The 22285-nt window shown below is 47.3% G+C and carries 16 protein-coding genes and 4 pseudogenes; 15 read left to right on the plus strand and 5 right to left on the minus strand.

Annotated elements, in window-relative coordinates:
- Positions 1-4: 4 nt before the first annotated feature.
- From B0W44_RS10810 to iolG, 14 genes are all read left to right on the plus strand, one after another.
- Positions 5-1006 carry a Gfo/Idh/MocA family protein gene (locus B0W44_RS10810; RefSeq protein ID WP_077720044.1) on the plus strand — a complete coding sequence of 334 codons (1002 nt, stop codon included), beginning with the start codon at positions 5-7 and terminating at the stop codon, positions 1004-1006.
- Between the two features lie 15 nt (positions 1007-1021).
- A complete protein-coding gene (locus B0W44_RS10815; protein WP_077720045.1) occupies positions 1022-2200 on the plus strand; it encodes a Gfo/Idh/MocA family protein in 1179 nt (392 codons plus the stop codon).
- A 111-nt stretch (positions 2201-2311) separates the two neighbouring features.
- The gene (locus B0W44_RS10820; RefSeq protein WP_077720046.1) at positions 2312-3298 is read left to right on the plus strand and encodes a sugar ABC transporter substrate-binding protein; all 987 of its coding nucleotides are present in this window, start codon (positions 2312-2314) and stop codon (positions 3296-3298) included.
- 91 nt (positions 3299-3389) lie between these two features.
- Positions 3390-4913, plus strand: coding sequence for a sugar ABC transporter ATP-binding protein (locus tag B0W44_RS10825; protein WP_077721353.1), 1524 nt, complete (start codon positions 3390-3392; stop codon positions 4911-4913).
- Positions 4914-4935: 22 nt separating this feature from the next.
- Positions 4936-5940: an ABC transporter permease gene (locus B0W44_RS10830; RefSeq protein WP_077720047.1), complete on the plus strand. Its 1005-nt coding sequence runs from the start codon at positions 4936-4938 to the stop codon at positions 5938-5940.
- Between the two features lie 18 nt (positions 5941-5958).
- Complete coding sequence (locus B0W44_RS10835; protein WP_077720048.1) at positions 5959-6795, plus strand: sugar phosphate isomerase/epimerase family protein; 837 nt, start codon at positions 5959-5961, stop codon at positions 6793-6795.
- A gap of 53 nt (positions 6796-6848) precedes the next feature.
- The gene (gene iolD / locus B0W44_RS10840) at positions 6849-8777 is read left to right on the plus strand and encodes a 3D-(3,5/4)-trihydroxycyclohexane-1,2-dione acylhydrolase (decyclizing) (protein ID WP_077720049.1); all 1929 of its coding nucleotides are present in this window, start codon (positions 6849-6851) and stop codon (positions 8775-8777) included.
- A 27-nt stretch (positions 8778-8804) separates the two neighbouring features.
- On the plus strand, positions 8805-9719 hold the full coding sequence (iolE, locus tag B0W44_RS10845) for a myo-inosose-2 dehydratase (protein ID WP_077720050.1): 915 nt from the start codon (positions 8805-8807) through the stop codon (positions 9717-9719).
- 23 nt (positions 9720-9742) lie between these two features.
- Positions 9743-10555: a 5-deoxy-glucuronate isomerase gene (gene iolB, locus B0W44_RS10850; protein WP_077720051.1), complete on the plus strand. Its 813-nt coding sequence runs from the start codon at positions 9743-9745 to the stop codon at positions 10553-10555.
- Between the two features lie 186 nt (positions 10556-10741).
- Positions 10742-11764, plus strand: coding sequence for a 5-dehydro-2-deoxygluconokinase (iolC, locus tag B0W44_RS10855; protein WP_077720052.1), 1023 nt, complete (start codon positions 10742-10744; stop codon positions 11762-11764).
- 14 nt (positions 11765-11778) lie between these two features.
- Positions 11779-12612, plus strand: a complete 834-nt coding sequence (locus B0W44_RS10860; protein ID WP_077720053.1) for a class II fructose-bisphosphate aldolase — start codon at positions 11779-11781, stop codon at positions 12610-12612.
- 32 nt (positions 12613-12644) lie between these two features.
- On the plus strand, positions 12645-14108 hold the full coding sequence (locus B0W44_RS10865) for a CoA-acylating methylmalonate-semialdehyde dehydrogenase (RefSeq protein WP_077720054.1): 1464 nt from the start codon (positions 12645-12647) through the stop codon (positions 14106-14108).
- Positions 14109-14170: 62 nt separating this feature from the next.
- A complete protein-coding gene (locus B0W44_RS10870; protein ID WP_077720055.1) occupies positions 14171-15184 on the plus strand; it encodes a Gfo/Idh/MocA family protein in 1014 nt (337 codons plus the stop codon).
- Between the two features lie 16 nt (positions 15185-15200).
- A complete protein-coding gene (gene iolG / locus B0W44_RS10875; protein WP_077720056.1) occupies positions 15201-16244 on the plus strand; it encodes an inositol 2-dehydrogenase in 1044 nt (347 codons plus the stop codon).
- Between the two features lie 395 nt (positions 16245-16639).
- Here iolG and B0W44_RS19220 read toward each other — a convergent pair.
- The 3 genes and pseudogenes from B0W44_RS19220 to istA form a co-directional block, all read right to left on the minus strand.
- Positions 16640-18061, minus strand: a pseudogene (locus tag B0W44_RS19220) (IS1634 family transposase); the annotation flags it as partial.
- A 190-nt stretch (positions 18062-18251) separates the two neighbouring features.
- Positions 18252-19019, minus strand: a pseudogene (istB, locus tag B0W44_RS10885) (IS21-like element helper ATPase IstB).
- Positions 19016-20092, minus strand: a complete 1077-nt coding sequence (gene istA / locus B0W44_RS10890; protein ID WP_228441014.1) for an IS21 family transposase — start codon at positions 20090-20092, stop codon at positions 19016-19018. The pseudogene istB and the gene istA overlap by 4 nt, the downstream one beginning before the upstream one ends.
- Before the next feature lie 158 nt (positions 20093-20250).
- Here istA and B0W44_RS18165 point away from each other — a divergent pair, with 158 nt between their 5' ends.
- Positions 20251-20454, plus strand: a complete 204-nt coding sequence (locus B0W44_RS18165) for a hypothetical protein (protein ID WP_169835342.1) — start codon at positions 20251-20253, stop codon at positions 20452-20454.
- Here B0W44_RS18165 and B0W44_RS18590 read toward each other — a convergent pair.
- Positions 20365-20565: pseudogene (locus B0W44_RS18590) on the minus strand (IS1634 family transposase); the annotation flags it as partial. The gene B0W44_RS18165 and the pseudogene B0W44_RS18590 sit on opposite strands and share 90 nt — an antisense overlap.
- A gap of 222 nt (positions 20566-20787) precedes the next feature.
- A pseudogene (locus B0W44_RS10895) lies at positions 20788-21926 on the minus strand (IS4 family transposase).
- Positions 21927-22285: the final 359 nt, after the last annotated feature.

The following is a 22285-nucleotide window of genomic DNA, read 5'->3' on the forward strand; positions in this document are numbered from 1 at the left end:
AACAATGTCTAAGGTGAATGTTGGTATTTTGGGGGCAGGCGGGATTGCCAAAGTTCACACCTCCATCCTGAAAAAAGACGAACGTGTAGACATTGTCGGAATAGCGGACATCGTAGAAGAGAAGGCAAAACTTTTAGCCGATGAAGTAGGAAGTGCTAAGGTCGTCAAAAGTGTTGAAGAGTTGTTTGAGCTTGGGGTTCATGCGGTGTATGTCACAACACCTAATACGTTACATGTTGAACCCGTGATAAAGTGTCTTGAAAATAACACTCATGTTTTTTCTGAGAAACCAATGGCGACGTCTTTAGCTGAAGCCAAACAAATAAAAGAAGCAGCGGCAAAATCTAAAGCTATCTACAATTTAGGTATGAATCGTCGGTACGCCCTTGTCTATAAAAAAGTAAAGGAGCTGATTTCTTCAGGCGACTTAACCCCATTTTTAGCGAATATTAAAATGAACCGCGGAGAGCTATTACATCCTCCTTGGACCGCTGATCCAAACGTAACGGGCGGATTCCTTTATGAAACGCCTTTTCACCTTATGGATTTATGTCGGTATTTATTCGGTGAAGTGCAAACAGTTTATTGTGAAGGAAGACAAAATATGTCAGATGCAGAAATGGATACGTTTGCGATTATGCTTACATTTGAATCAGGTGCCGTTGCAAATTTTGTCACGTATGCCCATGCCGGATGGAGTTTTCCGTTTGAGGCTATTGAAGTTTACGGAAAATACTCAACGGTGTCAACCCAAGAATTGGAGAAGGTGACGTATTCCTTAGGCCTAAACCAACCGTCGCGGACTTCTGACTTCTATCAACTGTCAGTAGAAGACAAGTGGGGGTACGCAGAGGAAGATCGATTGTTCATTGATGCGATTGTCGAAGGGACGAAGCCTCCGGTTACCGCTGAGGACGGATTTCTTTCCATTCGACTGTTGGAAGCCATTTATGAAAGCGCTAGAACCGGACAAAGAATAGACTTTCGCAATGGCGATCATGAATAAAGTGAGGGTGAAAGGATGGCAAAGGGCAAGAAGAAAGTCCGCATCGGAATGATCGGCTACAAAATGATGGGAAAGGCGCACAGTCACGCTTACCGGGATATTCCATTTTATTTCGATACAGAGGTTGTACCTGTTTTGCAAGCGATTTCCGGACGCGACGAACAAGGTGTCAGACGGGCAGCGGAAAAAATGGGCTGGGCTTCGGTCGAAATGGATTGGCATCATTTGGTTGAGCGCGATGATATCGATGTCATTGATATTGTATCGCCGAACAACACCCATGCGGACATTGCAATAGCGGCAGCAAAAGCGGGCAAGCATATCATTTGTGAAAAACCGTTGGCATTGTCCGTGGAACAAGCACAACACATGCTGGACGCTGTGAATAAAGCCGGAGTCGTCCACATGGTTTGCCACAATTATCGATTCGCACCAGCGGTTCAATATGCTAAACAGTTGATACAGCAAGGGAAATTAGGTCGAATCTATCATGTTCGGGCGACGTTCTTACAGGATTGGTTGATGGACCCCGGTTATCCGTTAGTGTGGCGACTTCGAAAAGACGTTTCCGGATCAGGGACACTCGGTGATCTCGGGTCCCACATTATCGATCTGGCACGGTTTCTCGTCGGAGAGTTTAGTGAAGTCGCCGGAATGATGGAAACATTTATTAAGGAACGCCCGCTAGGTGATATGGACATTCACCTACAAGGCAAAGTAGAAAGTAGTGAAAAAGGAGAAGTGACCGTCGATGATGCCGCCTCTTTTCTGGCGCGCTTCGAAAACGGCGCCCTCGGTGTTTTTGAAGTTTCACGGTTTAGCCGTGGCAACCGCGCAGGAAACCGATTTGAAATTAACGGGGAAAAAGGCTCTGTGCGTTGGGATATGGAAAACATGAACAACCTTCATGTCTATTTGGAGGAAGACGATCCGGGGCTCAAAGGTTTCCGTACAGTCAACTGCACGGAGGTTGAACATCCGTATGGGAGGGTGTACTGGCCAGCCGGGCACATTATTGGCTATGAACATACGTTTATCAATTTATTGGCAGAGATGATGCGAGGTATTTCGAAGGGAATTAGTCCAAATCCCAATTTCGAAGACGGTGTTCGCAATCAGATGGTACTTGAAGCGGTTGAACGATCTGTGTGCACCGGAAAGTGGGTGAATATTTCTGATGTTTCATACAGGTAGTGAAATTTACGCTCGGGGAGGGATGCCTTATAACAATCCAGAAGCGAGCATTTGTATAAACAGTCTCAAAATCCATCGATTTAATGAAAAGAAAGGGGAGTCAACTGTAAAATGAAAAAACACGTAGGATTGTTCACAATATTGTTAATCATTGGCGTTCTGGTTGCCGGATGTGGTGGAACTTCCGGAGAAGCGCAGGGGGATGCAGGACAAGGTCAGGAGACCTCTGAAAACGGTGACAAAATCGTGATCGGTGCAGCCCTTCCTGACTTTGACGACAAGTGGTTGAGTTATTTGCAAGACGGAATTAAGGAATATGAGGAATCGCAGGAAAATGTGGAAGTTATATATGTGGATGCGATGAATGATCCCGCCCAACAGCTGTCGCAAGTAGAAAACTTCATCCAGCAGCAAGTTGACGCGATATTAATGGTGCCAGTCGATACAGTATCTGCACCCGGAATCGTTGAACAGGCAAACAGCGCTGACATTCCGATCGTCATCGTCAACAGGTATTTTGAAGGGGTAGAGGAAGCGACCGCTTACGTCGGTTCAGAATCAATAGAAGCGGGGAAAATGCAAATGGAAGAAGTCGCAAAGTTGCTTGATGGCAAAGGCAATATTGCTATTATGAACGGAATGATGGGCCATGAAGCTCAAATTATGAGAACGGAAGGGAATAAGCAAGTCATTGAGGAGTATCCAGATCTGGAAATAGTACTTGAAGGAACTGCAGAATGGGATCGGGATCAAGGTATGGCGCTCATGGAAAACTGGTTACAGAGCGGTCAGGAAATCGATGCCGTCGTTGCAAACAATGATGAGATGGCAATCGGAGCGATCATGGCACTAGAGGCGCAAGGGAAACTAGACGATGTTGTGGTCGCTGGGGTAGACGCTACGAAAGATGCTTTGGAATACGTTCAATCTGGAAAGCTGGACGTCACCGTTTTCCAGGATCCTTGGGGACAAGGGGGCGGCGGATTGGAAATCGCTGTTAAAGCTGCTAAAGGTGAAGAGGTAGAACAATTGAATTGGGTCCCTTACGAATTAGTGACAAAGGACAACGTCGAAGAGTATGTCAAAAAATGGGAGTAAGTTTCAGTAGTTGAAACAGATGGAAGGGGCGCTGAACCAGCGGTGGTGCCCTTTCCCAAGCTGTCATTTTATCAAAAAAGAGGTCATCAACATGCGCACAGATTATATCTTGCAAATGGATAACATCACTAAAGAGTTTCCTGGTGTAAAGGCCTTGGACAATGTCCAGCTCAAAGTGAAGAAGGGAACGGTACATGCCTTAATGGGTGAAAACGGTGCAGGTAAGTCAACGCTCATGAAAATTTTAATCGGTATTTATACTCCCGATAGTGGGACGGTTACTTTTGACGGAGAAGAGCTAACACTTTCCAACGTCAAAATGGCCCTTGACAAGGGAATTTCTATGATTCATCAAGAACTCAGCCCGGTTCCGTATATGACGGTAGCGGAGAACATCTTTCTAGGGAGAGAGCCGAGTTACCGATTTTTGGGTTGGGTAAACAGCAAGAAACTTAAAGCACAGGCGAGGGAGTTATTTGAAAGGCTAGAAATTAACATTGACCCGAATGCGAAGATGGATGAGCTGAGTATTGCCAACATGCAAATGGTAGAGATTGCAAAGGCGATTTCCTATGATTCGAAATTAATCATCATGGATGAACCAACATCCGCGATCAGCGAAAAAGAAGTCAAACACCTGTTCAAAATTGTCCGTTCACTCAGAGAAGAGGGCGTATCGATTATTTATATTACACACAAAATGGATGAAATATCCGAGATCACCGATGAAGTGACTGTTTTAAGGGATGGCCAGTACGTAGGCACCAAACCGAGTAGTGATATTACAAAAGACGAGTTAATTACGATGATGGTAGGAAGAGAATTAAAGCAAGCGTTTCATAAGGATGTCGGAGAAATAGAGGCGGTAGATGTTAGTGAAGTGGTCTTGTCGGTGAAGAATTTGACGAGAGTCGGTAAATTTCATGATGTCAGTTTTGAAGTGAGAAAAGGAGAAGTGTTAGGCCTTGCGGGTTTGATGGGAGCAGGCAGAACTGAAGTGTTGGAAAGCGTGTTCGGCATCGATCCGTACGACTCAGGAGAAGTATACGTTAAAGGGAAAAAAACAGTGATCCGCTCTCCCCACGATGCCATAAAAAATGGAATAGGTTTGCTAACCGAGGACCGGAAATTAACTGGACTGTTTCTCCCCCTCTCGGTTCAGGACAACATGATCACTGTGAATATAGACGAGTACACAAAGGGAGGGTTCCTCGATAAAAAAAGTATTCAATCAGACTGTCTGAAACAAAAGGAGCAGCTGGCCATCAAGACGCCGAGCTTAAATCAAATGGTCGAATACTTAAGTGGCGGGAACCAGCAGAAAGTTTTAATTGCACGGTGGCTGCTTCACGATCCTGACATTTTGTTTTTGGATGAACCGACAAGGGGAATTGACGTTGGCGCTAAATCAGAAATTTATCATCTCATTGTGGATTTAGCTAAGAAGGGAAAAGCCATTGTTCTAATTTCATCTGAAATGCCGGAACTTCTAGGTTTAAGTGATCGCATTGTGGTCATGCACGAGGGAAGAAAGATGGGTGAGTTAACTAGAGAAGAAGCGACACAGGAAAAAATTTTGCAGTTGGCATCTGGAGAAGCACTAGTCACGAATTAGAAAAAAGACTGGAGGAAGATCGATGAGCAGTAAGGCGTCCATCACAAATGAACAGGAGCTGCCCAAAACGGGGGGCAGTCGCGTTAAGGAAAGGGCTTTTCAAATTTTTAGTCGATACGGCATGTTCATCATTCTAATCGGGTTGGTCATTTTAATGTCTATGCTTTCCCCTACATTTTTTACATCCGCCAATTTAATAAACATTGTAAGACAAGTATCCGTAGTGGGAATCATAGCCATCGGCGTGACATTCATTATCATTACCAAAGGCATTGATCTGTCGTCTGGCTCGGTCGTCGCTCTTGTTGGTGTAGTGGCCGCTAGCTTAGCGCAAGTAGATAAAGGCTATCCTCTCATTTTAGTTATCGCTGGGGCACTCGGTGTAGGGCTTCTAACAGGTATTTTTAACGGGACGGTGATCGCAAAATGGAATATTGCCCCTTTTATTGTCACGTTAGGCATGATGACAGCGGCGAGGGGGGCAGCGTTGCTTCTGAGTAACGGGAGACCGATCGGTAATTTGTCGGAGAGCTTCGCCTTTTTCGGTCAAGGGGTCATATTAGGCATACCAGTGCCTGTCATTATCTTTGCTTTAATTGCCTTTGTGTCATATATACTTTTAAACAAAACAAAATTTGGAAAATACGTTTACGCGATCGGTGGAAATGAGCAAGCAGCAGTCGTCGCTGGTGTCAACGTGACCAAATATAAAATACTTGTTTACAGCTATGCGAGTATACTGACCTCCATAGCAGGCATTATCTTGGCTTCACGTGTTGCTTCAGGCCAGCCGACGGCGGGGTTAATGTATGAATTGGATGCCATCGCCTCGGCAGTCATCGGTGGCACGAGCCTGTTTGGAGGAATCGGGACAATCGGCGGTACGGTTATCGGGGCTTTGATCATTGGTGTCATACAGAATGGGCTTGACCTTTTAAACGTAAACTCGTATTGGCAACAAATCATAAAAGGCGCCATCATCGTTACGGCAGTGTTTATTGACACCCGAAAACAGAAGAAATTGTAAAAGATACGGGGGATTCCCATGAAAATAGCATTTAACCAAGCGACAACGTTAAAAAACTCAACATTGGAACAGGACCTCAAACTTTGTGATAAATACGGCTACGATTTAATTGAAATAAGACTGGATAAGTTAAAGGATTATTTAAAAGATAACACGGTAGAGGATCTAAGGTCCTTTTTCGATAGTCATCGGATCAAGCCATATGCGTTTAACGCATTGGAGTTCATTAGTTTCAGAGATGAAGCCGGGTATCAACAAATGGTAGATGATTTAAAATTCCTGTGTCGTATAGGGCAAGTCATCGATTGTAAAAAAATAGTTGCGGTCCCTTCTTTTGATGTGGGAGACTACACCAGATTACAGATAAAAGAAGAAACGGCAAGAGTACTAAACCAGCTAGCAGAAATTGCACAGCCTTATGGTGTTAAACTGGCCTTGGAATTTTGTGGGTATCCGAACTGTTCAGTCAATACGTTCGATCAAGCGTACAAAATTGTAAAAGAAGTGGACAGGGAAGATGTTGGCCTCGTTCTGGATTGTTTTCACTTTCACGCGATGAACTCAAATATTAAGGACCTCAGAAATGCAGATCCAAGTAAAATTTTCGTGTTTCATATCGATGATTGCGAAGATCTCCCAGTGGGTGCATTAAGGGATCACCACAGAGTTTGGCCGGGAGAGGGGGCGATTGACCTCGACTCTATCTTGAGTACACTGCGAGATATAGGGTACCGGGAGATGGTGTCAATCGAATTGTTTAGACCAGAGTATTGGGACTGGGAAGCTGAACAGACAATAAAGGTCGGGAAAGTAATGACAGAGAACGTAGTGAATAAACATTTTGGCATAGATTAAATTTTATTCACGATCTTAAGCGCTTAACGTCAAGAGGAGGTTGAAGTGAAAAAATGTTAAGGTTAACGGCGGCCCAAGCGTTAGTCAAATTTTTAAACCAGCAGTATGTCGAATTTGATGGAAAGGAAGAAAAGTTTGTAAAAGGGATCTTCACGATTTTCGGCCACGGGAACGTGTTAGGTCTCGGTCAGGCGCTGGAAGAAGACCCTGGCGATTTGAAAGTTTACCAGGGCAGAAATGAACAAGGAATGGCGCATGCGGCAATAGCATTCGCAAAGCAAAAGCACCGTAAACAAATTATGGCTTGTACGTCTTCTGTCGGCCCGGGAGCAGCCAATATGGTGACAGCAGCGGCGACGGCTTCCGCGAATAACATCCCGGTACTGTTGATTCCCGGCGATACGTTTGCCACGAGACAACCTGACCCGGTTCTTCAGCAGATTGAACACTACCACGATTTGACGATTTCGACCAATGATGCCTTTCGGGCCGTAAGTAAATATTGGGACCGCATCAATCGGCCGGAACAACTCATGTCCGCCCTGATTCACGCTATGCGTGTTCTCACTGACCCTGCAGATACAGGTGCCGTCACCATTGCTTTTCCTCAAGATGTACAAGGGGAAGTTTACGAGTTTCCAGCGTACTTCTTCAAAAAACGCGTCCACCGGATTGAACGCCGCAAACCGACGGAGCCCGATTTGAATGATGCAGTCGCGTTAATAAAAAGGAAGAAAAAACCTATTATTATTTGCGGTGGGGGGGTTCGGTATTCTGAGGCAGCTGATGCGTTAAAGCGATTTTCTGAGAAGTTTCACATTCCCTACGGTGAAACACAAGCCGGGAAAAGCGCGATTGAAAGTTCTCATGTTTACAATCTCGGAGGGATTGGGGTCACTGGAAATTTAGCAGCCAATCGGATAGCGAAAGATGCAGATTTAGTCATCGGGGTTGGGACCCGGTACTCGGACTTTACGACTTCATCCAAGCAACTGTTCCAACATCCAGATGTAGACTTTTTAACGATCAACGTTTCGGAGTACCACGCGTATAAACTCGATTCAGTAAAAGTTGTAGCTGACGCAAGGACAGCTCTCACAGCGTTAGAGGCTGAATTGGATAAAGCTGGGTATCGTTCTGGATATACGAATGAAATTGAATTAGCTAAAAATGCTTGGCGAACTGAGCTCAACCGGCTTCATCAAATCAGTTACGATGAAGAAGGGTTTAAGCCTGAAATCGCCGGCCATTTGGATGAAGTGCTGCCAGAATTCGCAAAACGTTTTGATTCACGCCTCACACAAACCGAGGTGATTGGGCACATAAACAAACTGATTGATGAAGATGCCATTATTGTAGGGTCCTCCGGTAGTCTCCCTGGAGATCTACAAAGAATGTGGATATCTCGGCGACCGAATACCTATCACATGGAATACGGCTTCTCCAGCATGGGATACGAGATAACCGGGGCACTTGGTGTGAAGATGGCCGAACCAGACAAAGAGGTCTACGCCATGGTTGGCGATGGAAGTTATTTGATGCTGCACTCTGAACTGGTCACCAGTATTCAAGAAGGTCAAAAAATCAATGTGCTCCTTTTCGACAACGCCGGTTTTGGTTGTATTAACAACTTGCAAATGGGGAATGGCATGGGGAGCTTCGGAACCGAATTTCGCTACCGGAATCTAGAAACTGGCCGCATGGACGGCCGTCTGATGAAAATAGACTTTGCACAAAGCGCCGCAGGCTACGGAGTCAAAACGTATAGAGCAAGTACTGTCGAACAGTTGAAAGAAGCCATTGAAGATGCGAAAAAACAGTCAGTATCGACGTTGATCGACATAAAAGTGTTACCGAAAACGATGACTGGAGACTACGAGTCCTGGTGGCACGTCGGGGTAGCTGGCGTTTCTGACAATCCGAAAATACAGGAAGCTTACCGAAACAAAGAAGCCAATTTAAAAATGGCCAGAAAATACTAATATTTGGGAGAAGAGAGGTAATCAGCCGTGAATTATAGCGACAAAATCGGCATCGCCCCGATTAGCTGGGTCAATGACGACATTCCCGGTCTCGGGGACGACTTGTACACTGCGGATCAAGTTTTAGCAGAAATGGCTTCTCTTGGGTATGTCGCTACCGAGATGGGACGCGTATTCTCACAAGATCCCGCAGGTTTCAAAGGGAAATTAGAGAAACACGGCATTCAGTTAGCTAGTAAATTTGTGGGGACGTTGTTTTCTGATGCGAATCGCTTGGAAGCGGAACTGCACTCTTTTAGTGAGTGGGTGGACTACTTGAAAGACATGGGCAGTCAGTACGTCATTGTGTGTGAAATGGGCGGGTCCATGCATTGGGATCCACGGCGTTCTTCTGACGATAGGACAATCCAAGCGTTAAATGATCAGGAGTGGCAAACTTTAGTAGACGGTCTCCATCGGGCAGCAAAAATGTCTCGAGCCAACGGTTTGCAGTTAGTCTATCATCCACACGCAGGTACTGTTGTAGAAACCGCCGATGAAGTGGATCGCTTGATGGCGTCAACTGATCCGGAGCTGGTGCACCTTCTGTATGATACGGGGCACGCTCTATACGGCGGGTACGACCCCCTGGAGCAGTTGATCCAATATTATGATCGTATCCAGTACGTTCACTTGAAAAATATTCGTAAAGATGTACTGGATCGTGTTCGCAAGGAGAACATGGACTTTCGCTCCTCAGTGCTCAGCGGTTTGTTTACCGTGCCGGGAGATGAAGAGGGCTGCATCGATTTTGTCCCTATATTTAATGAATTAGTTAGAAGAAACTACGACGGCTGGATCGTCGTAGAAGCGGAACAAGATCCTGCCAAAGCTCATCCCTACACATATGCCAAGATGGCGAAGGAATATATTGATTCAACTTTTTCGATGGTCATGAATTAACAATGGAAAGGTGGAGGAAAGCGATGAGTAAATTAGTGGTTCCTAGTCGCCATCCAGATGAAACGGGAAACGTCGTCCGTGTGACCCCTGAATCGGCTGGGTGGGAATACGTCGGTTTTGAAGTTTATGCTTTGCACACGGGCCAAACCTTGAGAAAAGAGACAGGCGAACAAGAAGTGTGTATCGTCTTGTTACAAGGAAGAGCGACGGTTTCCAGCAAACATTGCAAGTGGGACGACATCGGTCAGCGGATGAACGTCTTTGAAAAAACGCCCCCCTATGCGGTGTACATTCCCGATCACGACGTGTACGAGATTGAAGCGGTGACTGATGTACAGTGTGCGATCTGTGCCGCTCCGGGAAAAGGGAACCACGAAGCGAGACTGATTGCTCCCGATGATGTCGGCGTGGAGATCAGGGGAGCCGGAAACATCGAACGACGCATCCACAACATTTTGCCGGAGCAACAGCCGGCAGATAGTTTACTCGTCGTGGAAGTGTTCACCCCAGACGGGCATTGGTCCAGCTATCCGCCGCACAAGCACGACCGAGAGAACTTGCCGCATGAATCGTACTTGGAGGAGACGTACTACCACAAAGTACATCCTGTGGGCGGCTTCGTCGTACAACGCGTGTACACGGATGACCGCTCCCTCGATGAGACGATGGTCGTCAATGACGGGGATGTCGTGCTCGTACCGAAGGGTTATCACCCGGTGTCTGTGCCACCGGGGTACGAAGGGTACTATTTAAACGTGATGGCTGGTCCTGTGCGAACGTGGAAGTTTCATAACGACCCTGACCACGCATGGATCATGGAGACGTTTCAGAAATAGACAAGGTGACAACAGGGAGAAGCTGAATGGAACGAGCGGTATAGGTGGAGAGTAGATGGCGTGCTTCACAACGAGAGGCCGTAGCATACCGCTCATCCCCCACTCGCACTGTGCAGTGCTTTACAGTGCTTCTAGAATCGCGCAACGAAAGACATGATTAAACAGTACGTTGAAAGCAGGGATAACATGCGTTTGTTACATTTTGATACCGACAAACCGATGGATTTTATAGCAGTCGGCCGACTGTGTATTGACTTGAACGCGAATGAGATCAACCGTCCGATGGAAGAAACGGTCACATTCACTAAGTATGTCGGCGGTTCTCCCGCCAACATCACCGTCGGGATGGCACGGCTCGGGATGAAAACCGGCTTCATCGGACGCGTAGCCGATGACCAGATGGGTCGCTTCATTCGGCACTACTTGGAGGAGAATGGCATCGATACGTCATCCGTCATTACAGACGAACCTGGGAGTGTGACCGGATTAGCGTTTACCGAGATTAAAAGTCCGACGGACTGCAGCATCCTCATGTATCGGGACAATGTGGCTGATTTGAATTTATCGCCACAGGATGTGTCGGAAGACTACATCAAACAAGCAAAGTTGCTGTTGATCTCTGGCACGGCACTGGCAGCTAGTCCGTCTCGGGAAGCGGTTTTTTTAGCTGTTGAGTACGCACGTAAGCACGGCGTCGTCGTCGTGTTTGACCTCGATTACCGTCCTTACACGTGGCAGTCAGTTGAAGAAACGGCCACCTACTATAACCTCGCAGCTGAGAAATGCGATGTCATCTTTGGCACGCGGGAAGAATTCGACATGATGGAGCAATTTGAAGCTGATCGGTCTCACGACGATCAGGCGACGGCAAACAAATGGTTTGACTACCACGCCAAGATTGTCGTGATTAAACACGGTAAGGACGGCTCTATCGCCTACACGAAAGACGGCCAGTCGTATACAGGGACGACGTTTCCCGCGAAGGTGATCAAAACTTTCGGGGCTGGCGACGCTTATGCATCCGCTTTTATTTATGGACTTATGCGGGGATGGGACATCCCGAAATGCATGGAGTTCGGCAGTGCGTCCGCAGCCATCGTCATTTCCAGCCACAGCTGTTCTGACGCGATGCCGACAGCCGACGCCATCGAAGACTACATGGAAAAATGCCGCAACGGCGAAGTGGCAAGTCATGGACACATCAATTGAATCAGGAGGTTACGATGCTCGTTACGTTAACAGAAGTGATCGATGGGGTGAAAGGGAAAGAATGTGCCATTCCGGCCTTTAACGTTTTTGGTTACGAGGACGCTGCCGCTGTCATAGCGGCAGCAGAACAGTTGGGGGCGCCTGTCATCCTAGCGACGAATAAAGTTGCGATTGAACATATGCCAATTCAACACTTAGGAAAGTTGTTATGTTCGATGGCGGAGAGTGCGAGCGTCCCCGTTTGTGTTCACCTTGACCACGGCAAAGACTACGAGACTGTAGCTGAAGCCATTATGCATGGCTACTCCTCCGTCATGTACGACGGATCGCAGCTGCCACTCGCAGAAAATATCCGCACGACGCAAGAAATTGTAAAAATGGCGCACGCGTGTGGCATCCCAGTCGAAGCGGAAATCGGTTCCGTCGGCTACAGCGATCCGAGTATGAATGTGAAAGCCTGCTATACAGAACCGGAGGAAGCGCGCACGTTTGCCGAGGAGACCGGCGTCGATGCACTGGCCGTCGCAGTTGGAAGCGTGCACCGTATGGAAGAACAAACAGCTGAAATTCAGTTCGACCGATTACAAGCAATTCAAGATCTCGTTGAGACACCGCTTGTTATCCACGGTTCAACTGGCATAACTGACGAAGACGTAAAACGGTTAGTGACGTTCAACGTTGTGAAGGTGAACATTGGGACAGCAATCCGCATGGCGTTCGGCCACACGTTGAGAGAAGAGATGAACCGACAGCCGCGGCAGTTTGATCGCATCACTCTGTTTCAACGGCCGATGCAGGCTGTACAGGACGCGGCGGTGAAGAAGATGAAACTGTTAGGGCTTGGCTAGTAGAAAAACTTGTGAGACAGGGAGTGGTTTAAGTGACAACAACGACGACAGACGAGAACGTTCTGAACAACTTGATCGGCGGAACATGGAAGCCGGCGACATCCGGTCAGACGGAGGTCGTCCCGAATCCTGCCACCGGTGAAACGCTCGCCCGCGTTCCGATCTCCAACAGGGAAGATCTGGACGCAGCCGTTAAAGCAGCGAAAGAAGCGTTTCAATCATGGAGCCGGACGTCCGTTCCGAAGCGCGCCCGCATTTTATTTAAATATCAACAGCTGCTCGTCGACCATTGGGACGAACTGGCGAAGCTGATCACCCAGGAGAACGGTAAAAGCTATAAAGAAGCGTACGGTGAAGTGCAACGCGGCATCGAGTGCGTGGAGTTTGCCGCCGGGGCTCCGACGCTCATGATGGGGAAGCAGTTGCCAGACATCGCGACGAACATCGAATCGGGGATGTATCGCTATCCGGTGGGAATCGTCGGAGGAATTACCCCTTTTAACTTTCCGATGATGGTACCGTGTTGGATGTTTCCCCTCGCAGTTGCCTGTGGCAATACGTTCGTGCTAAAACCGTCGGAGCGCACGCCGATTTTAGCGAACCGCTTGGCTGAGCTGTTCCAGGAAGCGGGGTTGCCGGACGGTGTTTTGAACGTCGTCCACGGCGCCCACGACGTCGTGAACGGGTTGCTGGAGCATCCTGATGTGAAGGCGATCTCTTTTGTCGGGTCCCAACCCGTAGCTGAATACGTGTATCGTACCGGAGCCGCTCACGGGAAACGGGTACAAGCACTGGCAGGAGCAAAAAACCATACGATTGTCATGCCCGATGCCGATCTCGACGCCGCGGTACAGCAGATTATCGGTGCTGCATTCGGTTCGGCAGGCGAACGGTGTATGGCGTGTTCCGTCGTCGTCGCCGTCGGGGAGATCGGGGATCGACTGCTCGACAAACTCATTCGGGCAGCAGATGAGATCGAAATCGGAAACGGCTTGGATGAAAATGTTTTCCTCGGTCCAGTTATCCGGGACTCCCATAAAGAAAGGACGATCAAGTACATTGAGACCGGAGAGAAAGAAGGCGCGTTGCTCGTGCGTGACGGACGTCGCGATGCGGCGACAAGTGAACGAGGTTATTTCGTAGGGCCGACGATATTTGACAATGTCACACCGGAGATGAAGATCTGGCAGGACGAGATCTTCGCGCCTGTGTTGTCGTATGTCAGAGTAGACAGTTTGGAAGAGGCGATCGAGCTGGCGAACAAGTCTGATTTCGCCAACGGCGCTTGTCTGTTCACGAAAGATGGTCACAATGTGCGTACGTTCCGGGAAACGATCGATGCCGGCATGTTGGGCATCAATCTCGGAGTGCCAGCGCCCATGGCTTTCTTTCCGTTTTCCGGTTGGAAAAACTCTTTCTACGGCGACCTGCACGCGAACGGACCGGACGGTGTCGAATTTTACACGCGCAAAAAAATGGTAACGGCCCGTTGGTAGGCATTTGTGGATTTGGGGGAGGAATCTCCCCCTTTTACGAACTTTTGAGGGTGGTTAGATGAATGAAAAATAAAAATATTAATTGGGGGATTTTAGGTACAGCCGAAATTGCCGATTTGCATGTGGTTCCTGCGTTGAATCAGGCTAAAAATGCCACTGCTTTGGCAATTGCAAGTTCAAGTGGCAAAGCCAAATCATTTGCCGAAAAACATGGCATACCTAGAGCTTACGGATCATACGAAGAATTGTTGAGAGATCCGGAAATTGATGCCGTTTACATCCCGCTTCCAAACCATCTTCATTCCAAGTGGGTAAAAATTGCGGCTGAACATGGAAAACATATTTTGTGTGAGAAACCGGCTTCATTATCAGCAGCAGAAACAAAAGACATGATAGACGTGTGTAACCACTATAATGTTTTATTTATGGAAGCGCTCATGTACCAGTTTCACCCCCAACACCTGCGTGTCAAAGAGATGATCGCAGATGGGATGATTGGTGATGTTATCACAATGCGCTCATCTTTCACATTCATGCTCCAAAAAAAAGAAGGCAACTTTCGTTTGAATGCACGAACTCAAGGAGGCGGAAGTCTATATGACATTGGTGTTTATTGCATCCACGCCATTCGCGCTATTCTAGGGGAGCCAACAAACGTATACTGTGAGGCCTCTTTAGATGAATCCGCGGATGCAGATTGGTCAGCAGTAGCTATTCTACAGTTTGAAAATGGAAAGAGAGCTCATTTTGACTGTGGAATGAATGCTTCCACCCGTAACGAATATGAAATCGTTGGCACGAGAGGGACGATTCGTGTACCTAAAGCATTTATACCACAAAAGGACGGGAAAGGCATCATCGAGATAATTGACCCCGATGGAAACATTCAGAAAGAAACGTGTATAGGAAACTACTACAAGATTGGTGTAGAAAATTTTTCAAACAGCCTTTTAGAAAATAAATCACTCGTATATAAACCGGATAGCAGCATACACAATATGAGCGTGCTAGATGCCTGTTTCGCCTCAATCGAGAAAAATAGTACAGTGCCGGTGGTACATCTAAGAAAACTTTAAAATATTTTGGGGTGATATAGTGAAAAAGACTTCCGTTGGTATTATTGGTGCAGGGAAAATTGGGAAGCTGCACATAAATAATTTGGTAACAATGAATGAGGTGAATATTCGGGCGATTTCTGATGTGTATATTGATCAAATGTCGGACTGGGTGAATACACTAGATGTTAAGTATACAACGAAAAATTACATGGAAATTGTGAACGATCCAGATATTGACGCGATTCTTGTATGTACACCGACAAAGTTGCATTCAGAAATTGTTATTGCCGCAGCGGAAAAGAAGAAGCATATTTTTTGTGAAAAACCGATTAGCTTCAATCTCGAAGATTCATTAAAAGTATTAGATGCTGTTAAAAAAGCTGGCGTGATTATGCAAGTCGGTTTTGTAAGGCGCTTTGACCGCAACTTTAGGCAAGTGCACGAGATAGTTAAGTCCGGTAAAATCGGTACACCACATATTATTCATATTTTCTCTAGGGATCCTGAACCAGCACCGAGGAAATATGTTCGGCACTCTGGTGGAATGCCGTTTGATATGACGATTCATGACTTTGATATGATTCGTTATTTAACACAGTTTGAAGTAGAAGAAGTATACGCCCAAGGTTCTGTACTTATCGATCCATTTTTTGAAGAGTGTAATGATGTTGACACTGCAGTATTCACGTTAAGATTCACCAATGGCGCAATCGGTGTTGTTGATAACAGCCGCCGAGCAGAATACGGCTACGATCAACGCGTCGAAGTATTCGGATCGAAAGGATCGGTCAGCATTAAAAATGACACAAATCACACAGTGGAAGTTATAACAAAGGACGGCACTTTATCTGATAAGCCAAAATGGTTTTATCTCGAACGATACAATGACGCATTCAAAGAAGAATTACGTTCTTTCTTAAATTGTGTAACGACAGGGACAGAACCTACAGTGAGTGCTTATGACGGTCTTCAGGCGGAATTGCTCGCGCATGCAGCAACCATATCCTTACAAGAAAAACGGCCAGTGAAAATCCAAGAAGTGTTGAAACAAACAGACCTGCGCTTAAGAGATCATTAAAAAAGGGCCTAGCCTGTCCAGCTTTTCCCACAGCTTCTCTAGTCACGTTCTTCCGCATACGGGCATGCGTCTCGCCATCCATCTGTTTTACTTTATTTTCAGGTTTTTGCGCACTTTTTGTACAGTCCACGGAACGACTAAAGCTCCTGGACCTTTTTGAATTTGCGTAGCCTTCCATGCTCAACGTTTTGATCTGCTCGAGGTGTTTACCATCAAAAGGCCAATAATCACTTTGAGGTCTACGTGTGATCCTTTAAAAATCTGTCGGCTTTTTCCCCTTCGAAAGCTTCTTGTCGTGTTGAAAACCCGAGTTCGACAGTTGGTAGATACACAAAACTCTGCGATCCTAGATGGCTCAAGGGATTAGGTGACTTGTGGATAACTTCGTGTAGTGTCTACCGATTTTCAGGGGCATTCGGCGAAATATCCCATTTTTTTGGGGGTTCATCTAAATTCAGGGCTGAAACAATCACCTTTTGTTCCGGTGTTAATTCCGTTCGTTGTTGGATGGTTCCGTCTGGATGTCGGTAGGTAATGACATGCATTTCCTGAAGTATGGATCGCACATTGCGCCACGTCTTTCCCGTTTGGTTTTCGACGACCCGAATGAGCATCAACGCCAACCAACACAACAGCACATGCGCGCGAATCCGCTCTTCTTTGCGATGGTAAACAGGACGGAGATCCAGAGACGACTTCAATGTTCTAAAAGCGACTTCCACATTCAGCAATTGCTTGTACCCTAAGGCCACGTCTTCCGTCGGCAGCATGTCGTCCGACGTTCGAAGTAAATATTTACCGTCAAGCCGTTCCATCGCTTTGATGGCCGGTCGATCCAAACGGAGATTACCGTGTTTATCGACCTTTAGGTAACGTTTGTAGGTCGGATGACTGACCAAGCGGCAGTGCGCCTTCGTATGCGCCTCGCCGTCCAGTTCCTTGAGCCGTGACAGTTCTTCCTGCAGGTGAGCCAGATGAGTGTCCCGTTTAGCCGCATCACGCCGTGCTTCCTCAGGATTCCGGACCAGCACATAACGTGTTCGTGCTTCGCCAACACCGACAACGACTTCTTTCACTTCGAGGTTGTCGCAAACCTTTTTAAATCGCCCCGGGCTGGATAGCGCTTGTTCCACCTCGCGTTTTCCTGAGGACAGTTTCTCACCGGCAATGTAGTGCCCTCCGGTGCGTTGCAAATACCGCAGATTGTCATCGGAGGCAAAGCCGCGATCCACAACCGTAATGACACGGCCGAGTTTCCACCCGACGAGATCTTGTTTGACTTCCGGTATCACCGTCATATCCGACGTGTTCCCCGGTCACACCCAGCATCGGATCGGAATCCCCTCCCGCGTAACGGCAAACCCGATGACCGCCTGAGGTAAATCCGGCCGATGATCTTTGGAAAAGCCTTGCCGTCGAAACGTATCCTCATCGGACTCTTCGGTTTCAAAATAGGTCGAGGTCGTATCAAAGAAGAGCACATCCACTTCCAGGTTTAACAAACTGGCAACCGCCTGGAACACTTCGTGTTGAATGCTCTCTTCAGACTCCAACAGGAAATCCATCGCGCGGTATCCGTGTTGAACATTGAAGGCCGGGAGATCAGGGACGACAACGCTACGTGCGACCCAGTCTTCCACAGCTAACTTGCTACTCGGTTCAAGGGCTCGGTTTGCGACCATGGCAAACAGAGCGCGTTCCACCGGAGCACGAAAGCCTCGATCCCGAAGCCGACGCGTGATCGCCGTGCGAATCCCAAGCTTTTGCCAGAGTTGATCCAGTAACCAAGTCCCGCCGACAGACCGACTTGAGATCAACTTAAGGGCGGGGGCAGTGTCAACACCAATTGAAAATTCCCCAAAAATAACGTTTTAAAATTCCCCAGTTACAACACTAAACACACGAAATACCTTAGTTACTTACAGCATCACCCCTTTCAGGTAGATAAGTGTTGGAGTGCTGTTGTGCTTTCCTTTCCCCCGAGGGGAAAAGGGATGGTTAGAAAATTTATTTCGAATCTCGCGGCGTTTTAAAAAATCCTGCTTTCTTCTTTTCCCGAATCCGGTAACTCTCCCCCTTGATGTTGATGGTGTGCGAATGGTGCAGCAAACGGTCTAATATCGCGGTTGCCAGTACACTGTCCCCGAAAATCTCCCCCCAACTGCCGTACGATTTGTTCGACGTTAAAATAATCGCTCCTTTCTCGTAGCGTTCGGATATGATTTGAAAAAAGAAGTGGGCCGCTGTTTCATCCATCCGACGGTAACCCATTTCGTCGATGATCAATAGATCCGGCTTGGTATATACCTGTAACTTCTTGTGGATTTGGTTGCGATGGTGCGCCTCTTCCAACACCTGGATCATGTCATGAGCCGTGGTGAAGTAGACGGTATGACGCGCTTTAATTGCTTCAAGACCGATCGCTACCGCTAGGTGGGTCTTTCCAACACCCGGCGGGCCGAGAAACACGAGGTTCTCTTGATGGCCCATAAACCGTAAGGTAGCGAGTTCCCGCACCCTTTTTTCGTCAATCGAGGGCTGAAAGGAAAACTCAAAGTCCTCAAGGGTTTTATGAAACGGGAGGCGGGCAAGGCGTTTCCTTGTTTGGATGAGTCGATCCTGTTTCGCCATTCATTCTTCCTGTATGAGATTGTCAAGGAACTCGGTATACGCTATATTGTGTTTGGCGGCTTCTTCAGCGTGTTGGTGGAGGATTTCCGGAATTCTCACCCAACCCAGTTGTTTGAACGCCGCTTGCAAGCGATCCTCATTCATGACAGGATCGCCGCCTCTTCCGCGAACTGATCGTAATCTTCAAGGGATCGTTCGCTCACTTCCGGCACCGGTGACGACACAAGGCGCGGTTGGTATTCGGCAGGCCGCCTTGTGGGATGTTGCCGGAGCCCTTTTATATGTTCAAGATGGAAGACGACTTGATGGCGGCCGCTCGCTTTCATGTGCTCCGCGATGAGTGTCCCACCTGCGTAAATCCGGATCCAGCCGTTTTTGTCATCTTGAAGAGACACGGTTTGCCCGACCCATTCAAACGGAACGGAATAACGATTCGCCTGGTACGAGACTAAACTGTCGGCGCTCACTTTGCGGCGATGGCGTTCGACGGTTTCAAACGGCACGAAGTTAAAACGTTTCAGTCCCTCTTTGCGCCAACGTTCCAGCGGGACTTCATGGGTCGTGCCGTGCACCCGCACGTTTGCCACGGTATCCATCCAGCGCCGTGCCTGTAGGTTCAGGTCGTGAAGGCCCTCGAATTCCCGCACACGCGGCCAGAAGTTATGTTTGACGTATTTCACGCCGTTTTCCACTTTCCCTTTTGTTCGGGCGCGGTAAGGTTGACAGCGTTTGAGGATGAAGCCGTGATGTGCGGCAAAGGCCGCAAACCGCTCGTTCCAAATGACTCCCCCGTTCTCATCCTGACCGGTCACCACCGTTTTCATGTTGTCGTACAGAACCGTTCGTGTGATCCCGTTAAAATACTGCATCGCGCGTAGATGGCAACCCATGAGGGTTTCCAGTTTCTCGTCTTCCGTAAATTCGACATACAGCATCCGCGAGTAGCAGAGGACCATAACAAAAATGTAGAGCCGTTTTTTCCGACCGTGCCAGTCGACGCTGACACGCCCCCAATCCACTTGGGCTTGTTCGCCGGGCGGTGTTTCAAAGCGAACGGTGGCCTTTTCCCGGATGACCGGGCGAAGCGGGCGCATGAAGTCTCGTAGCAAGGTCGCGCCACCTGTGTAACCATTGGCGCGGATTTCATCGAGAATTACGGCACCGTTCAGGCATCCCTCCTCCATCCGCTGACGAATGTAGTCTTTGTACGGATCCAACTTTACTTGGCTGTTTCTTTATTCGGTGATAGCTCCGTGGGGCATCTTCCTCCAGCCAGCGCCGAATTGTTTTGCGATCGCGCCCCAGTTCATTAGCGATTTGGGTAATGTTCATCCCCTTTTGCTTCATGTCTTTGATCATAAAAAACTCCCCATTCTTGATCATGGACGTTTCTCTCCTCCCGGAGAGATTGTCCGTTTTTGGTGGGGAATTTTCAACTGTTACTATTGGGGATTTTACTACCGTTATTCACAGCAGGTGGCGCATCGACCGGGGTATCACCGAGAAAGCGGTGGATACTGGCGGCAAGACGGCGAAGCCCTTCCGTGTCGAGCTTATCTTTGCGTCTGAAATGGTATAGCACCTTCGCGCGGGGTTGCCTGGTTTCGGGATGACGCTCATTGTGTGCCAATTGGACATACTGGGTTACGGATCCGTTTTTGTTTTTGCGTGAAATCGTTCGAATATACATGTCTACATTATACAACATGTACTACAAAAAGGGAATCAAAATGAATTCTTATTTAACCACAATTTCACTACTGTTGCATAAAACTTGGCAATTACTTGATTGAATATTCAGTTATCCATATTTCATCTAATAGGGCTAAAAAGACAAATACCGCATAAAAGGTGGTGCTGCCCATTTGGTAATATTATACAGTTAGTCCTAGAGTGACAACGACAAACACGCTTATGTCGAGAGTTTTCTCTTTCGCCTCATCGAACGAAATTGGATGCGGTGAAACCATTTTTCATAGGATTTCCAAAGAAAAGATTTTAACCATCGTTTTAATTGCAAGATGGACTGCTTCGCTTTGGTCTCCATTTGCACGAGAACAAGCAGACAGTAGGCGATGAGTGCCATGAAAATCTGGTTTTGGATGGCTTCCTCACTCGTTCCGAAAAAGGTTTTGATTCGCACGTGTTGCTTAAGCCACTTGAAAAACAGCTCGATCGCCCAACGCGAACGATAGATGTCACCGATTTCTTCGGCGCTCAGGTCAAAACGATTGGTCACAAGGCGAATGACATTGCCTTTCGAATCAACGGTTTCAATGAGCCGGAATACATTTTCCGTTCGTTTCTGAGGGGTACCGATGACGACCATCGAATCTGACATAATGGGGCTTTCTTCCGCGACGGAAAACGTTTCAAGGGTGCGGATCACCGCGTTTTTCTTCAGACGCGAAGCGAAGAAAATCCCTTTATCACAATAGCGGTCAAATCTCTCGTAGTCGACATAACCGCGATCAAAAACGTACATCGCTTCTTTTTCGTCTATGAGAACCTCCAATTGGGTACGGTCGTGGATGTTAGCCGGTGTAACGATGGCCTTTTCCGGATAGACCGTTCCTTTGTCCATAAAGACAAGGCGTAAGTGTAATTTGACACCGGCCTTCGTCTTGCGAAAAGTGGCCCATTTATAGCGGCTTAAACTTAAAGGAATGGTGCTGGAGTCAATGATTTTGACCGGTAGATCCACCCGTTTCTTGCCTTGTTTGTGCCGATGGATTTGCTGAACGAGATGAAGAAACACATTGGCCATCAGCGATGGATCCACTTCCCTATTCTTTCGAGACAATTGGGAAGCGCTAATCCCATCGAGTCCGAGTGCCTGCCCCAAATCTTCATCGAGTACGGCATCCGAAATTGCGCGTAAACTCTCTTCTTCCTGAAGATGTGCATACAGGAAAAGCATCAGATAAGCCTTTGTCGTGAGCTTCTTGGTGTATTGTCCTGATTGGTGGCGGCAACTTGTTTTTCAAAATGGGAAAAATTAATGGGTGCCACCCATTTACCAAATGATGAAATCAGTGTATTCTTGTCCATAACGGTATCCTTTACGTTGGATTTGGACAGGAACCACCCTGTACATCCATTGTAAAGGATTTTTTTGTCAGTTGGACAACCGAAATGTGAACATTGAGGGTATTATGAATCATCGGATTTAATTAATGCAACACCAGTGCCACAATTTATAAGAAATAAATAGTCAAAATAACACCGAGTTATCCACAATATTTTAGTGCCTACGAGTTTGGGTTGAAGATCTCTTTATGATACCTGTGGAAAAGATCGTTAAATTCTTGGTACATAAGGATTATTTATTACTTATCCACAGATGCTGTTTTAGTGCTTATTTTTGGTCACTACTGTCGAACCCTGGGAAAAAGTCGACGGTCAAAACT

The sequence above is a fragment of the Novibacillus thermophilus genome, from assembly GCF_002005165.1.
GTDB classification, from domain to species: Bacteria; Bacillota; Bacilli; order Thermoactinomycetales; family Novibacillaceae; genus Novibacillus; species Novibacillus thermophilus.

Coding starts and splice junctions, on each gene's coding strand:
- B0W44_RS10835 (WP_077720048.1), top strand. CDS start 5,959: ATGAAAATAGCATTTAACCAAGCGACAACGTTAAAAAACTCAACATTG.
- B0W44_RS10810 (WP_077720044.1), top strand. CDS start 5: ATGTCTAAGGTGAATGTTGGTATTTTGGGGGCAGGCGGGATTGCCAAA.
- iolC (WP_077720052.1), top strand. CDS start 10,742: ATGCGTTTGTTACATTTTGATACCGACAAACCGATGGATTTTATAGCA.
- iolB (WP_077720051.1), top strand. CDS start 9,743: ATGAGTAAATTAGTGGTTCCTAGTCGCCATCCAGATGAAACGGGAAAC.
- B0W44_RS10860 (WP_077720053.1), top strand. CDS start 11,779: ATGCTCGTTACGTTAACAGAAGTGATCGATGGGGTGAAAGGGAAAGAA.
- B0W44_RS10820 (WP_077720046.1), top strand. CDS start 2,312: ATGAAAAAACACGTAGGATTGTTCACAATATTGTTAATCATTGGCGTT.
- B0W44_RS10825 (WP_077721353.1), top strand. CDS start 3,390: ATGCGCACAGATTATATCTTGCAAATGGATAACATCACTAAAGAGTTT.
- B0W44_RS10830 (WP_077720047.1), top strand. CDS start 4,936: ATGAGCAGTAAGGCGTCCATCACAAATGAACAGGAGCTGCCCAAAACG.
- B0W44_RS10870 (WP_077720055.1), top strand. CDS start 14,171: ATGAAAAATAAAAATATTAATTGGGGGATTTTAGGTACAGCCGAAATT.
- B0W44_RS10815 (WP_077720045.1), top strand. CDS start 1,022: ATGGCAAAGGGCAAGAAGAAAGTCCGCATCGGAATGATCGGCTACAAA.
- iolD (WP_077720049.1), top strand. CDS start 6,849: ATGTTAAGGTTAACGGCGGCCCAAGCGTTAGTCAAATTTTTAAACCAG.